Genomic DNA, 14,088 nt, shown 5'->3' on the forward strand with positions numbered 1-14,088 from the left:
CCCCCCCCCCCCCCCCCCCCCCCCCCCCCCCCCCCCCCCCCTTCCACTGTCGAGGTGCCCGGCAGGGGGCAGGGGGGCAGGCCGGACGGACCGGGGCCCCGACGCGACGACGCCCCGCGCCCGGGGGTCCGGGGCGGGGCGTCGCGCGTGCGCGGGGCTCAGTCGTCCTCGAGCTCCGCCATGACCTCGTCGGAGGCGTCGAAGTTCGCGTAGACGTTCTGCACGTCGTCCGAGTCCTCGAGCGCGTCGATGAGCCGCAGGATCTTGCGGGCGCCCTCGGCGTCCACCTCGATCTGCGTGGCCGGGTAGAACACGACGTCGGCCGAGTCGTACTCGATGCCGGCCTCCTGCAGCGCCGTGCGCACCGCGACGAGGTCGGTCGCCTCGGACAGCACCTCGAAGGCCTCGCCCGCGTCGTTGACCTCCTCGGCGCCCGCGTCGAGCACGGTCAGCATGACGTCGTCCTCGGTGGTGCCCTCCTTGGGGACCATGACGACGCCCTTGCGCGAGAACAGGTACGCCACCGAGCCCGGGTCGGCCATCTGGCCGCCGCTGCGGGTGAACGCGACGCGCACGTCGGCCGCGGCGCGGTTCCGGTTGTCGGTGAGGCACTCGACCAGGAACGCGACGCCGCCGGGGCCGTAGCCCTCGTAGAGGATCGTCTGGTAGTCCGCGCCGCCGGCCTCGGCACCCGAGCCGCGCTTGACGGCGCGCTCGATGTTGTCGTTGGGGACCGAGGTCTTCTTGGCCTTCTGGATGGCGTCGAACAGCGTGGGGTTGCCCGCGGGGTCACCGCCGCCGGTGCGCGCGGCGACCTCGATGTTCTTGATGAGCTTCGCGAAGAGCTTGCCGCGCTTCGCGTCGATCACGGCCTTCTTGTGCTTGGTGGTGGCCCACTTGGAGTGACCCGACATCGCTTCCCTCTCGTTTCCCGCGCCGCCCCGGCGCTGCCCGGGCCGGCGGTGCGGCACGCTCCGGCAGCGGAGCGCGCCCCCGCTCTCACAGGGCGTCGCGGACGATCTCGACGAACAGCCGGTGCACCCGCGTGTCCCCCGTCACCTCCGGGTGGAAGGACGTGGCGAGCAACGAGCCCTGGCGCACCGCGACGATCCTACCGGCGGCGGGCCCGGACTCCACGCGGGCGAGCGCGGTCGCGGCCGGGCCGACCTCGTCGACCCAGGGCGCGCGGATGAACACGGCGTGCACCGGGTCGGTCGCGCTGTCCGGGACGCCGTCGATGGTCAGGTCCGTCTCGAACGAGTCGACCTGCCGCCCGAACGCGTTGCGGCGCACGGTGACGTCGAGCCCGCCCAGCGTGCGCTGGCCGTCGATGCCGCCGACGATCCGGTCCGCGAGCAGGATCATCCCGGCGCACGACCCGTACGCGGGCATGCCTGCCTCGAGCCGCTTCCGCACGGGCACGTCCAGGTCGAACGCGCGCAGCAGCTTGTCGATGGTCGTCGACTCGCCGCCCGGCAGCACCAGGCCGTCGACGGCGTCGAGCTCGGACTCCCGGCGCACCGGGACGGCCTCCGCGCCGGTGGCGCGCAGCGCGGCGAGGTGCTCGCGGACGTCGCCCTGCAGGGCCAGGACACCGATGGTGGGGGTGGCGGTCACCCGCACATCCTACGAATCGGCGACGCCGGCCAGCGCACCGCCGCCGACGCCCGCCCGGGACCAGTCCGCCACCGCGTCCGCGAGCCGCGACAGGCCCTCCAGCAGCGCGCCGCGCTCGGCGGCCAGCGACACGCGCACCATGCCCTCGCCGCCCGGCCCGAACGCCGATCCCGGGGACACCGACACGTGCCGGTCGGCGAGCAGCCGCAGCGCGAACGCCTCGGAGTCCCGCATCGCGGCCGACACGTCGACCATGAGGTAGAACGCGCCCTGCGGCCGCACGGACGGGACGCCGCGCGCGTCGAGCAGCGCGACCGCGGCGTCGCGCCGCTCCCGGTACGAGTCGACCGCCGCGGTCACGTCGTCCTGCGGGCCGGTGAGCGCGGCGAGCGCGGCGCGCTGGCTGACCGACGACGGGCAGGCGACGGTCGCCTCGGCGACCTGGCCGAGCAGGTCGATCACGCCCGGGTCCCGGGACACGACGTAGCCGAGCCGCCAGCCGGTCATGGCGTAGGTCTTGGAGAAGCTGAAGAAGGTGAGCACCCGGCCGTCGGTGTCGAAGGCCGCGGGGCTGGCGTGCGGCCGGTCGAAGGTGATCGCCTCGTAGCACTCGTCCGAGAACACCCACAGGTCCCGCTCGCGGGCCAGCTCGACGACGCCGGCGAGCAGCTCCGGCGGGTACATCGCGCCGGTGGGGTTGTTCGGCGAGCAGACGACGACCACCCGCGTCGCGGGCGTGATCGCCGCGGCGATGTCGGCGAGCGTCGGGACGAAGCCGTTCGCGGCGTGCGCCGGGTAGGTCGCGACGTCGACCCCGGCGGCGACGGCGGCCATCCGCCAGTTCGGGAACTCGGGGTCCGGCAGCAGGACCTGGTCCCCGGGGCCGGCGAGCGCGTTGATCGCCATGGCGAGCCCGTGCATCGCGCCGTGGGTGACCACGACGTCGGACGCGGTGACGTCGAGCCCGTTGACCCGGCGCACCTTCTCGGCCAGCGCGGCCCGCAGCTCGGGGGTGCCGGTGCTCGAGGTGTACCCGGTGTGCCCGGCGGCGGCGTCCCGGCCCGCCGCGGCGACGACGTGCGCGGGCGTCGGGACGTCGGGCTCGCCGATCTCCAGGCGGATCGCCTCCGGGTCGCGCATGGCGAGCTCCATGAGGGTGCGGATGCCGCTGCGGTGCATGCGGGTCACGGGCGAGGTCGAGATGGGCACCGGCCGACCCTAGCCGAGAACCGGGCCCGGACGTTACTCCCCGGTAACGTCAGTCGTCGCGCTGCAGGCCGAGGTGCCGCACGGACCCGTCCCACCCCGCCAGCAGCGGCCGGACCAGGTCCGGCAGGCCCTCGGGGAACACCTCGCGGGTCTCGGCGGCCAGCTCGTCCAGGTGCCACCAGCGCAGCTCGTCCAGCACGTCGAGCTCGACCTCGGTCCAGCCGTCGCGTGCGATCGTCGCGGTGTCCAGCGCGTCGGCGACCCGCGCCAGGAAGAACTCCTCGTCCTGGCGGCAGTGCTCGGCGTAGAAGTCGAACAGCGCGGACCGGGTGAGCACCGGGCCCACGAGCGCGGCGTCGTCCAGCAGCAGGCCGGTCTCCTCCCGGACCTCGCGCACCGCCGCCTCGCGCGCGGACTCCCCCGGGTCGATCCCGCCGCCGACGGTGAACCACCAGGACCGCTCGGGCTGGTCCACGTCGTGCCCGCGGACGAGCAGCAGCCGGTCCTCGGCGTCGAGCAGCAGCACCCGCGCGGCCCGGCGGAACCGCAGGCCGTCCTCGCCGAGCACCCAGTCGGCGCCCAGCGAGGACGCCGACGTCGCCGCCGGGGCCACCGACGGCGACGGCCCGCCGGCCCCCGCGGGGGTCGACGGGCCGTCGGTCGGCACGGGGTGCGTCACCAGCCGCGCTCGGCCAGGCGGTGCGGCACCGGGACGTCGTCCACGTTGATGCCGACCATCGCCTCGCCGAGGCCGCGGGACACCTTCGCGATGACGTCCGGGTCGTCGTAGAAGGTGGTGGCCTTGACGATCGCCGCGGCGCGCTGCGCCGGGTTGCCCGACTTGAAGATGCCGGAGCCGACGAACACGCCCTCGGCGCCGAGCTGGCGCATCATCGCCGCGTCGGCCGGGGTGGCGATGCCGCCCGCGGTGAACAGCACGACCGGCAGCTTGCCGGCGCGGGCCACCTCGACCACGAGGTCGTACGGCGCCTGCAGCTCCTTGGCGGCGAGGAACAGCTCGTCCTCGGGCAGCGAGGACAGCCGGCGGATCTCGTCGCGGATGGTCCGCATGTGGGTGGTCGCGTTCGACACGTCGCCGGTGCCGGCCTCGCCCTTGGAGCGGATCATCGCCGCGCCCTCGGTGATGCGGCGCAGCGCCTCGCCCAGGTTGGTCGCGCCGCAGACGAACGGCACGGTGAACTGCCACTTGTCGATGTGGTGCGCGTAGTCGGCCGGGGTCAGCACCTCGGACTCGTCGACGTAGTCCACGCCGAGGCTCTGCAGCACCTGCGCCTCGACGAAGTGGCCGATCCGGGCCTTCGCCATCACCGGGATGGACACCGTGTTGACGATGCCGTCGATGAGGTCCGGGTCGCTCATCCGCGCGACGCCGCCCTGGGCGCGGATGTCGGCGGGCACGCGCTCGAGCGCCATGACGGCGACGGCGCCCGCGTCCTCGGCGATCTTCGCCTGCTCGGCGGTGACCACGTCCATGATCACGCCGCCCTTGAGCATCTCCGCCATGCCGCGCTTCACGCGGGCGGTGCCCACCGCGGGGACGTCGGCGCCGGTGGTGGGCTGGGTGGTGTCGGTGGTCACGGAGGTCCTCGCAGTTCGGCTCAGGGGAGTTTCCGGCTCCCATCGTAGTCGCGCCGGGCGCCGCCGACGGCGGGCGTCCACGCGGCGCGCGGGTGCGCCCCGGCCTCAGGCCGCGGCGGGCGGCTGCCCGGGCCGGCCGAGCGCGGCGGGCCACGCGTCGTCCAGCTCGAGCGTCTGCGGCATGGGCGCGTGCCCGGCCAGGCGGAGCGTGCGCACCGCCCAGCCCCGGCGCATCCGCTGCGCCTGGGCGACGGCCTCGTTGTGGAACCGGCGGGCGAGCTGCACCCGGTACCAGGCGTCCCCGAGCGCGTCGATCAGCTCGGCCGCGCCGGGCTCCTCGCGCAGCGCGGCGACCTCGTCCGGGTCGTCCAGCGCCTCGCGCAGCGTCGCCGACAGCTCGGACTCGACCAGCCCGCGGTCCGCGGTCGCCGGGTCGACGCGCTCCGGCCCGCGGAGCTCGGCGGGCAGCCGGGCCATGCCCTGGGTCTGCGGGCTGCCCGCGGCGATCGACGCCCAGGACGCCTCGCCGACCAGCACCGAGCTCACCGGGTCGAGCACGCCGGACGCCGCCAGGGTCGACGCGGCCGACGCGCGCCGGAGCAGCTGGGTGTCCACGACCGCGCGGGAGGCGGCCACCTTGCGGTGCAGCCGGTCGATGCGCGACGCGGCCACCCAGGACCACCACAGCACAACCAGGAGGACCCCGACCACGAGGACGGCGGTCTCGGACCAGCTCATTCGTCACCCCGCAGGCGCCGCAGCGCCGTCCGGGCGCCGCGCCGCGAGGTCGGGTCCTCGCCGACCGGCGCCGCGCTGCCCTCGACCGCCATCTCGTACACGGTCAGCACCTGGTGCGTGACCGTCGACCAGTCGTACCGCGGCACGGCGGCCGCGCCCGCGGCCGCGATCCGCGCCCGCTCCGCGGGGTCGCCCAGCAGCCCGACCAGCACGCGCGCCAGGTCGGCGGAGTCGCCGGTCCGGAACAGCGCACCGGCCTCGCCGTCGTCCAGCACCCGCCGGAACGCACCGAGGTCCGAGGCCAGCACCGCCGTGCCCGCGCTCATCGCCTCGACCAGCACGATGCCGAACGACTCGCCGCCGGTCTGCGGCGCGCAGTACACGTCCGCCGAGGCGAGGAGCCGCGCCTTGTCCTCGTCGCTGATCCCGCCGAGGAACTCCACCGCGTCCGCGTCGTCGCCGATCAGCTCGCGCACCTCGTCCGGGCCGGTGTCGCCGCGCCCCGCCACGAGGAACCGCGCGCCCGGGAACGCCCGGCGCACCTCCGGCACCGCGCCGAGCAGCACGGGCAGCCCCTTGCGCGGCTCGTCCAGCCGGCCGAGGAACACCACCGTGGGCGCCTCGGGGGTGCCGGCCCAGCGCGGGTCGGCCGGCGTGCCGCGGAACGCGTCGACGAACACGCCGTTCGGGATCACCACGGCGTCGCCGCCCAGGTGCTCGACCAGCGTCCGGCGGGCGTCCTCGGACACCGCGATCCGGGCGCCGATCTTCTCGAGCGACTGCCGCACCAGCGGGTAGGCGATCTGCAGCGACCGGGACCGCACCAGCGAGGAGTGGAACGTGGCGACCACGGGGCCGTCGGCGATCCACAGCGCGAGCATGCTCAGCGAGGGCGTCGCCGGCTCGTGCAGGTGCAGCACGTCGAACTGCCCCGCCTCGAGCCAGCGGCGCACCTTCGCCGCGGTGAGCGGGCCGAACGCGAGCCGGGCGACCGAGCCGTTGTACCGGACCGGCACCGCCTTCCCCGCGGACGTCATGTACCCCGGGATCGGGGTGTCGTCGTCGGCGGGCGCCAGCACGGACACGCTGTGCCCGCGGCCGATCAGCGCCTCCGCGAGGTCGCGGACGTGGAACTGCACGCCGCCGGGGACGTCGAACGAGTACGGGCAGACGATGCCGACCCGCAGCGGCCGGGACGGTCCCGGGGCCAGGCCGGCGATCACCGCGCGGCTCCCCCGGCCTCCGCCGCGAGGGTCCGTGCGTACCGCTCGGGGTCGAGGTCGGCCACGAACACCTTCTGCAGCATGTGCCAGTCCTGCGGCGTCCGGGCGATGCCGCGGCCGAGGTCGTCGACCCAGGCCTGGGTGAGGACCGCCACCCGGTCGGCCTTCGGCACGTCGTCGGGGACGGTGAGCAGCCGGCCGAACTCGATCACGACGCCCCACGCGGTCCCGGCGGCGCGGCGGCGCGCGCCCGTGAGCCGCTCGTAGGTGATCGTGGTCGCGCACAGCGGCGCACCCGTCGCCACGGCCAGGGCGGCCGGGCCCGCCGCGACCCGGGCGCGCTCGCCGAACAGGTCGACCTCGACGCCGCGGGCGGTCAGGTCACGGTCCGCGAGCAGCGGGATCAGGCCGGGGCTGGGCTGGCGCGCGGTGCGGACCAGCTCGCGGAACACGCCGCCGCCCGCGCCGCCGTCCGAGAGCGGGATGATCTCGAGCCCGATGCCCTCGCGGAACCGGAGGAACTCCTGGAACAGCGCCTCGGGCTTGAGCCGCTCGGCGACGGTGACGGTCCGGCCGAGGTTGCGGGTGGCCCACGCGCCGGCCAGGTCCCAGTTGCCCAGGTGGCCGAGCGCCATGACGACCATGCGGCCCTCGTTCATCGTGGCGACGACCTCGCCCGCGTCCACCAGGCGCACCCGCGCGTCGATCTGCCCCGGCTTCACGCCCACCAGGGCGAACGACTCGCCGTAGTACCGCATGTACGACCGCATCCCGAGCAGGCTCAGCCGGCGCACCTCGTCCGGGCGGGCCTGGGGCCGCACGCGGCCGAGGTTCGCCTCGAGCTGCCGGACGCCCGCACCGCGGAGCAGCCACGCCACGTCGGCGACCAGCCGGAACGCGCCGCGCACCACCGGGTCGGGGACCTTGCCGACGACCCGCCACGCGAACGCGAACAGCCGGGCGACGTCCACCTGCGGGCGTCTCACGCCGCCCCCAGCGCCTGGCGCCGGACCGTCAGCACCCGCTGCACCACCGTCACGAACGACGCCACGGCGAGCAGGCCGAGCACCACGACCAGCACGGGCTCCGGCACACCGACGCCGACCAGGGCCGTGGCGACCAGGACCGTCGCGAGCCGGTCGGCGCGCTCGGCGATCCCGACCGCCGCGGTCATCCCGAGGCCTTCGGCGCGCGCCCGGGCGTACGGCACGATCGCGCCGAGCACCAGGCACGCCAGCGCCAGGCCCGAGCCCCAGCCCGCCCAGGACGAGCCGCTGCCGTGCACGAACCACAGCACCAGGCCCGAGAAGATCGCCGCGTCGCCGAACCGGTCGAGCGTCGAGTCGAGGAACGCGCCCCACGGCCCGGACCGGCCGGCGCGGCGCGCCATCACCCCGTCCAGGCTGTCGGTGAGCGCGAAGAACGCGATCACCAGGCTCGCCGCCAGGAAGTGCCCCGCCGGGAACAGCCACAGGGCCGCCGCGACGACGGCCACGGTGCCCGTGATGGTCACCGCGTCCGGGGAGACGCCGCGCTTGAGCAGCGCGTCCGCCACCGGGGTGAAGAGCCGCGTCATGGCTCCTCGCAGTCCGTTCAGCACGGGCCGGTCATCCCTTCTGGTCGCCGGCCGGGCGGTCGTCGCCCGCCGGCCAGGCCGCCGCGAGGCGCGCCCGGGTGTCGTGCAGGAGCTCCGGCAGCGCCCGGGTGCGGCCGACGATCGGCAGGAAGTTGCTGTCGCCCGACCAGCGCGGCACCACGTGCTGGTGCAGGTGCGCCGCGATGCCCGCGCCGGCGACGGCGCCCTGGTTCATGCCCAGGTTGAAGCCGTGCGGGCCGCTCACCTCGCGCAGCACGCGCATCGCGGTGCGGGTCAGCGCAGCCACCTCGGCCACCTCGGCGTCGGTCAGGTCCGTGTAGTCGGCGACGTGCCGGTACGGGACCACCAGGACGTGGCCGCCGTTGTACGGGTAGAGGTTGAGCACGACGTAGGCGACCGCCCCGCGCGCCACGACCAGGCCGTCCTCGTCGGACAGCGCCGGGATGCGGCAGAACGGGCAGCCGTCGCCCTCGGCGCCGTCGGCGGGCTTGTTCTCCCCGCCGATGTAGGCCATCCGGTGCGGGGTCCACAGCCGGCCGAAGCCGTCGGGCACGCCCGGGAGGGCGGCGGCGTCCTCGGCCGCCGCCGCCCCGCCGGGCAGCGCGTCGTCGTGCTGGCTCACCGCGTCAGACCTGCGCGTGCTCGCGCACCGCGGCCACGACGCGCTGGACGGCCTCGGCCACCGGCACGCCGTTCTCCTGGCGGCCGTCGCGGTACCGGAACGACACCGCGCCGGCCTCCGCGTCCTCACCGCCCGCGATCAGCACGAACGGGATCTTCTGCGTGCTGGCGTTGCGGATCTTCTTGCCGAACCGGTCGCTGGACCGGTCCAGCTCGGCGCGGATGCCCTGGGCGCGCAGCTGGGCCACGACGTCCTCGAGGTACGGCTCGAACGGCTCCGCGACCGGCACCGCGAGCACCTGGACCGGCGCGAGCCAGGCCGGGAACGCGCCCGCGTAGTGCTCCGTGAGCACCGCGAAGAACCGCTCGATCGACCCGAACAGCGCGCGGTGGATCATCACCGGGCGCTGCCGGGTGCCGTCGGCCGCCGTGTACTCGAGGTCGAACCGCTCCGGCAGGTTGAAGTCGAGCTGGATCGTCGACATCTGCCAGGTGCGGCCGATCGCGTCCTTGGCCTGGACGGAGATCTTCGGGCCGTAGAACGCGGCGCCGCCCGGGTCCGGGACCAGCTCGAGGCCGGACTCGGTGGCGACCTGGCGCAGCGTCTCGGTCGCCTCCTCCCACGCCGCGTCCTCGCCGACCGACTTCTCGGGGTTCCGGGTGGACAGCTCCAGGTAGAAGTCGTCCAGGCCGTAGTCCTTGAGCAGGTCGAGCACGAAGGTGAGCAGGCTGGTGAGCTCGCCCTTCATCTGGTCGCGCGTGCAGTAGATGTGCGCGTCGTCCTGGGTGAAGCCGCGGGCGCGGGTCAGGCCGTGCACCACGCCGGACTTCTCGTACCGGTACACCGTGCCGAACTCGAACAGCCGCAGCGGCAGCTCGCGGTACGAGCGCCCCCGGGAGTCGAAGATGAGGTTGTGCATCGGGCAGTTCATCGGCTTGAGGTAGTAGTTCTGCCCCGCGCGCTTGATGTTGCCCTCGGCGTCGCGCTCCTCGTCCAGCTGCATCGGGGGGTACATCCCGTCCGCGTACCAGTCGAGGTGGCCCGAGATCTCGAACAGCTGCTGCTTGGTGATGTGCGGCGAGTTGACGAACGAGTAGCCCGCCTCGACGTGCTTGCGCCGGCTGTACTCCTCCATCTCCATCCGGATGATGCCGCCCTTGGGGTGGAACACCGCCAGGCCCGAGCCGATCTCGTCCGGGAACGAGAACAGGTCGAGCTCGGTGCCCAGCCGGCGGTGGTCGCGGCGCTCGGCCTCGGCCACGCGCTCCAGGTACGCCTTGAGCTCGTCCTTGGTCGGCCACGCCGTGCCGTAGATCCGCTGCAGCTGCGGGTTCTTCTCGCTCCCCCGCCAGTACGCGGCGGCCGAGCGGGTCAGCTGGAAGCCGTTGCCGAGCACCTTGGTGCTGGGCACGTGCGGGCCGCGGCACAGGTCCTGCCAGACGACCGCCTCGGACTCCCGGCCCGCGCCGCGCACGTTCTGGTAGTAGGTGAGGCCGCCGGCGCCGACCTCGACCGACGCGCCCTCGCCCGCCGTCTCGGCGGTCGACTTCAGACCGATCAGCTCGAGCTTGTACGGCTCGTCCGCGGCCAGCGCGCGCGCCTCGTCGTCGGTGACCTCGACCCGGCGGAACGTCTGGTTCTCCTTGACGATCCGGGACATGACCTTCTCGAGGGCCTTGAGGTCCTCGGGGGTGAACGGCTCCTCGACGTCGAAGTCGTAGTAGAAGCCGTCGGTCACCGGCGGTCCGATGCCGAGCTTGGCCTTCGGGTTGACCTCCTGCACCGCCTGCGCGAGCACGTGGGCCGCGGAGTGGCGCAGCACGGCGAGGCCGTCCGGCGAGTCGACCGTGACGGCCTCGACGACCGCGCCGTCGGGCAGCGGGCGGGACAGGTCCCACAGGTCCCCGTCGACCCGCACGACGACCACGTCGCGGCGAGCGGCGAACAGGTCCGTGCCCGTGGTCCCCGCCTCGGCCGTGGTGCTGGTGCCGTCGACGGTGAGGGTGATGAGCTCGGACACTGCGGGGTCTCCTCCGGTCGGGCCCGCGCCTCGCGCGCGGGGTCCGGGTCGATGCTACCGACCGGTCACCCGGTCGACGGCCCGCCACGAGGTCGGGCACGACGAAGGCCCCGGTCCGCGACGGGACCGGGGCCTTCGAGCCGGTGGGCGATACTGGGTTCGAACCAGTGACCTCTTCGGTGTGAACGAAGCGCGCTACCACTGCGCCAATCGCCCGGCAGACGAGAACATTACCCGACCGGGGGCGCGGAACCGAAATCGGCGCGGCGTCCCGCTCGTGGAGCGCCGGCCGGTGCCGCGGGGGTCGCGACATCGTCCGGCGGGGGCAAGGGGTGAGGCGTCCGGGTGGGTGAAGTTCGCCCCGGGACCTCCGCTCCTGGCGACCCGTGCGTCATGATGGTCTTCTCGCGAGACGTGTGTGAAGGAGGATGCGGTGGCCCAGCGCTCGTACGACGTCGTCGAGACCGTCGCCATGCAGCTCATCAGCTCCGATGCCAGCGTCCTGCCTGTCACCGCGGAGCTGTCCTACCGCGTGAGCGACCCCTACACGGTGCGCGCCGTGTTCACCTCGCCGCAGTCCACCTCGGTATGGCTGCTCGGCCGCGAGCTGCTGCTCCAGGGCATGCTCGCCGACGCCGAGGACCCCGCCGGCTGCGGCGACGTCCAGGTGTGGCGCGACGAGGACCCGATGTTCACCCTGATCTCGCTCACGGGCATCGAGGGCAGCGCGCTGCTCGCGTCCCCGTCCGAGCCCCTCGAGCGGTTCCTCACCGCCACCGAGCAGCTGGTCGCGCTCGGCACCGAGAGCGACCGCATGGAGGGCGAGATCGCCGCCCTCATCGCGGCGCTGCTCACCGCCTGACCCGTCGCCCCCGGCGACCCGGGCCTACGGGTCCAGGTCGTCCTCGGCGCGCGCCCGGAACAGCCGCACCAGCTCGGCGGTGACCGGCCCGACCGACGTCGGCGCGCCCTCGACCGCCTCGACGGCGACGACGCCCCGCAGCGACCCCGCCAGCGCGAGACCGGCGGCCCCGCCGCGCGCGTCCTCGACGACCGACCACGGCAGCTCGGCGTCGCCCGCCTCCCGGACCGGCAGGCCCGCGTCCGCCGCCCACGCCAGCGCCAGCGCGCGGGTCACGCCCGGCAGGCAGCCGGACGACAGGCCGGGGGTCAGGAGCTCGCCGCCGCGCTCGACGAGCACGTTCGACGTGGCGCCCTCGCACAGCGCGCCGCGGGTGTTCGCCAGCAGCGCCTCGTTCCCGCCGGCGCGGGTCGCCGCCGCCAGCGCCAGGACGTCCGCGGCGTAGGAGGTCGACTTGTGCCCGGCCAGCGGGGACCGCTCGTTGCGCACCCAGGCGGACCGGACCACGTGCGCGGGGCCGCGGGCCGGCGCGGGGGCGGCCGTGACCACGAGCGCGGGCGCGGGGGCCTCGCCGTCGGGGCCGGGCGCACCCGGGCTCACCGTGATGCGGAGCCGACCCACCTCGGGGCCGCTGGCCGCGAGCACCGCCGCGACGGCCTCGCGGACCTCGCCGTCGGGGACCACCGGCAGCCCCAGCGCGGCGCCCGACGCGGCGAGGCGCGCCAGGTGCCGGGTGAGCGCGAAGGCCCGGCCGCCGACCACCGCGCAGGTCTCGAACAGGCCGAGGCCGGTCGCGTAGCCGGGGTCGCTGCCCGCGACGACGGGCTCGCGCGGGTCGCGCAGCCCGCCGCCGGCCCACAGGACGCTCACCACGGCCGTCATCCTGCCACCGGGCCGGCGCCGCCCGAGGCCAGGCCGACGAGCCGCCGGGCCTTCAGCTCGGTCTCCGCCCACTCCGCGTCGGGGTCGCTCCCCCACGTGATCCCCGCGCCCGTGCCGAACCGCAGCGCGCCGTCGCGCCACACGAACGTCCGGATGCCGACGGCGAGCTCCGCGCGCACCCCGCCGTCCTCCGCGACCTCGACCCGGCCCACGGCCCCGCAGTAGGGCCCGCGCGGCACCGGCTCCAGCCGGCGGATCAGGTCGAGCGCCGACGACTTCGGCGCCCCCGACACCGACCCGGGCGGGAACGTCGCGCCCAGCAGCAGGGCCCACAGGTCCCCGGCGTCGCGCACGTCCGCGCGCAGCCGCCCGCGCACGGTCGACACCAGGTGCACCAGCCCGGGGTGCTCCTCGACGCCCAGGAGCGTGGTCACCTCCACCGTGCCCGGCTCGCAGACCCGCTGCAGGTCGTTGCGCACCAGGTCGGTGATCATCACGTTCTCGGCGCTGTCCTTGGCGGTCAGCCCGGCGGCGGTGGGGGCCGTGCCCTTGATCGGCGCGGAGGTGACCCAGCCGTCCTCGACCCGGAGGTAGAGCTCCGGCGACGCCGTGACCACCCACACCGGTGGCACCGCTCCCCCGGCCGGGACGTGCACGCCGCCGGCGTAGGGCGCCGGGTTCCCGGCCGCCAGCCGGGCGCCCAGCGCGCGGGCGTCGGGCTCGCGATCCCCGTCGGCCGGCAGCGGCGCGGTCAGCACGCGGCAGAGGTTCGCCTGGTAGACGTCGCCCTCGCGCACGGCGTCGCGGACCGCGGCCACCGCGGCCACGTAGGCCTGCTCGTCGAGCGAGGTCGACCAGGCGCCGGGGTCGGGGCCGCGCCACGCCCGGGCACCGGGCGCCCCGGCGGCCGCGTCGTCCTCGGCGGCCCGGAACCGCCACGCGGCGACCGGACCCTCGAAGTCCCCCACGAGCACCCAGTGCCCCGGCGCGCGCAGCCGCGCGGGCTCCCGGGCCACGTCGGCCACGTGCTCGACCGGGTCGCGGAGCAGCCGCCCGCCGAACCAGGCGACGCCGGGGGCGGGTGTCGGCGGCGCCGCGGCGGCGGCGGGAGGAGTCGGCACGGGGGCCACGCTAGCCAGCCGCGCGCCCGGCCCGCGGCGGGGGTGTGGCGCAGGTCGCACGACCCGGTCCTGGCCGCCCGGATGCCCCGACACCCCTGCTGAGAGGCCCGATCCGCGTCATCACGCGGGACTTCGGGCCCCTGGTCAGCCAATTGGACTCCCGCCTCGGAAGTCGGCTAATGTTCTCGACGCACCAGGAACGCCGGTGAGAACCGGCAGGACAGGCGCGCGGACGTGGCTCAGTGGTAGAGCATCACCTTGCCAAGGTGAGGGTCGCGGGTTCGAATCCCGTCGTCCGCTCGGAGGCAGACACTCCCGGCCGGCCTTTCGGTCGCTGAGGACTGAGGTCTCAGGGTGGAGTGGCCGAGAGGCGAGGCAGCGGCCTGCAAAGCCGTATACGTGGGTTCGAATCCCATCTCCACCTCGTAGCAACACCCGGGCGATTGGCGCAGCGGTAGCGCGCTTCCCTGACACGGAAGAGGTCACTGGTTCGATCCCAGTATCGCCCACCAGCACGAAGGCCCCAGGTCACCGACCTGGGGCCTTCGTCGTGCTCCGGGCCGCGAGCACCCCGACGACTCCCGTCGCGGTCACCGGC

Annotated in this window: 14 protein-coding genes and 4 tRNA genes; 4 read left to right on the forward strand and 14 right to left on the reverse strand. The window is 75.0% G+C overall.

Annotated elements, in window-relative coordinates:
* Positions 1-158: 158 nt before the first annotated feature.
* The 12 genes from AC3WUG_RS08630 to AC3WUG_RS08685 form a co-directional block, all read right to left on the reverse strand.
* A complete protein-coding gene (locus tag AC3WUG_RS08630) occupies positions 159-914 on the reverse strand; it encodes a YebC/PmpR family DNA-binding transcriptional regulator (protein WP_492327306.1) in 756 nt (251 codons plus the stop codon).
* Between the two features lie 85 nt (positions 915-999).
* Positions 1,000-1,617 (reverse strand): pyridoxal 5'-phosphate synthase glutaminase subunit PdxT, encoded by a 618-nt coding sequence (gene pdxT, locus AC3WUG_RS08635; protein ID WP_492327307.1) that lies wholly within the window; start codon positions 1,615-1,617, stop codon positions 1,000-1,002.
* Positions 1,618-1,626: 9 nt separating this feature from the next.
* On the reverse strand, positions 1,627-2,826 hold the full coding sequence (locus AC3WUG_RS08640) for a pyridoxal phosphate-dependent aminotransferase (RefSeq protein WP_492327308.1): 1,200 nt from the start codon (positions 2,824-2,826) through the stop codon (positions 1,627-1,629).
* A 49-nt stretch (positions 2,827-2,875) separates the two neighbouring features.
* Positions 2,876-3,505: an NUDIX hydrolase gene (locus AC3WUG_RS08645; RefSeq protein WP_492327309.1), complete on the reverse strand. Its 630-nt coding sequence runs from the start codon at positions 3,503-3,505 to the stop codon at positions 2,876-2,878.
* Complete coding sequence (gene pdxS, locus AC3WUG_RS08650; protein ID WP_239068540.1) at positions 3,502-4,350, reverse strand: pyridoxal 5'-phosphate synthase lyase subunit PdxS; 849 nt, start codon at positions 4,348-4,350, stop codon at positions 3,502-3,504. Before pdxS ends, AC3WUG_RS08645 begins: the two co-directional genes overlap by 4 nt.
* Before the next feature lie 180 nt (positions 4,351-4,530).
* Positions 4,531-5,163: a hypothetical protein gene (locus tag AC3WUG_RS08655; protein ID WP_492327310.1), complete on the reverse strand. Its 633-nt coding sequence runs from the start codon at positions 5,161-5,163 to the stop codon at positions 4,531-4,533.
* A complete protein-coding gene (locus AC3WUG_RS08660; RefSeq protein WP_492327353.1) occupies positions 5,160-6,350 on the reverse strand; it encodes a glycosyltransferase family 4 protein in 1,191 nt (396 codons plus the stop codon). Before AC3WUG_RS08660 ends, AC3WUG_RS08655 begins: the two co-directional genes overlap by 4 nt.
* 32 nt (positions 6,351-6,382) lie before the next feature.
* A complete protein-coding gene (locus tag AC3WUG_RS08665; protein ID WP_492327311.1) occupies positions 6,383-7,372 on the reverse strand; it encodes a phosphatidylinositol mannoside acyltransferase in 990 nt (329 codons plus the stop codon).
* Positions 7,369-7,986 carry a phosphatidylinositol phosphate synthase gene (gene pgsA, locus AC3WUG_RS08670; RefSeq protein WP_492327312.1) on the reverse strand — a complete coding sequence of 206 codons (618 nt, stop codon included), beginning with the start codon at positions 7,984-7,986 and terminating at the stop codon, positions 7,369-7,371. The genes AC3WUG_RS08665 and pgsA overlap by 4 nt, the downstream gene beginning before the upstream one ends.
* Before the next feature lie 7 nt (positions 7,987-7,993).
* Positions 7,994-8,605, reverse strand: a complete 612-nt coding sequence (locus tag AC3WUG_RS08675; RefSeq protein WP_492327313.1) for an HIT family protein — start codon at positions 8,603-8,605, stop codon at positions 7,994-7,996.
* 4 nt (positions 8,606-8,609) lie between these two features.
* Entirely contained in the window at positions 8,610-10,625 is a 2,016-nt protein-coding gene (gene thrS, locus AC3WUG_RS08680; RefSeq protein WP_492327314.1) for a threonine--tRNA ligase, read from the reverse strand.
* Between the two features lie 144 nt (positions 10,626-10,769).
* A tRNA-Val gene (locus AC3WUG_RS08685) sits at positions 10,770-10,841 on the reverse strand.
* Positions 10,842-11,058: 217 nt separating this feature from the next.
* Between AC3WUG_RS08685 and AC3WUG_RS08690 the strand changes: the two genes are divergently transcribed.
* Positions 11,059-11,487, forward strand: a complete 429-nt coding sequence (locus AC3WUG_RS08690) for an SsgA family sporulation/cell division regulator (RefSeq protein WP_147793659.1) — start codon at positions 11,059-11,061, stop codon at positions 11,485-11,487.
* Between the two features lie 24 nt (positions 11,488-11,511).
* On the opposite strand, the gene AC3WUG_RS08695 is transcribed toward AC3WUG_RS08690, so the two are convergent.
* Both AC3WUG_RS08695 and AC3WUG_RS08700 read right to left on the reverse strand, forming a co-directional pair.
* Positions 11,512-12,360, reverse strand: coding sequence for an aminotransferase class IV (locus AC3WUG_RS08695; protein ID WP_492327315.1), 849 nt, complete (start codon positions 12,358-12,360; stop codon positions 11,512-11,514).
* A gap of 5 nt (positions 12,361-12,365) precedes the next feature.
* The gene (locus tag AC3WUG_RS08700; RefSeq protein ID WP_492327316.1) at positions 12,366-13,490 is read right to left on the reverse strand and encodes a chorismate-binding protein; all 1,125 of its coding nucleotides are present in this window, start codon (positions 13,488-13,490) and stop codon (positions 12,366-12,368) included.
* Positions 13,491-13,718: 228 nt separating this feature from the next.
* Between AC3WUG_RS08700 and AC3WUG_RS08705 the strand changes: the two genes are divergently transcribed.
* The 3 genes from AC3WUG_RS08705 (at position 13,719) to AC3WUG_RS08715 (ending at position 14,002) form a co-directional block, all read left to right on the forward strand.
* Positions 13,719-13,790, forward strand: a tRNA-Gly gene (locus tag AC3WUG_RS08705).
* A 53-nt stretch (positions 13,791-13,843) separates the two neighbouring features.
* Positions 13,844-13,914, forward strand: a tRNA-Cys gene (locus AC3WUG_RS08710).
* A gap of 13 nt (positions 13,915-13,927) precedes the next feature.
* A tRNA-Val gene (locus AC3WUG_RS08715) sits at positions 13,928-14,002 on the forward strand.
* The last annotated feature ends 86 nt before the right edge of the window (positions 14,003-14,088 follow it).

The sequence above is a fragment of the Cellulomonas sp. EB106-03-03-XG116 genome (genome assembly GCF_058792015.1).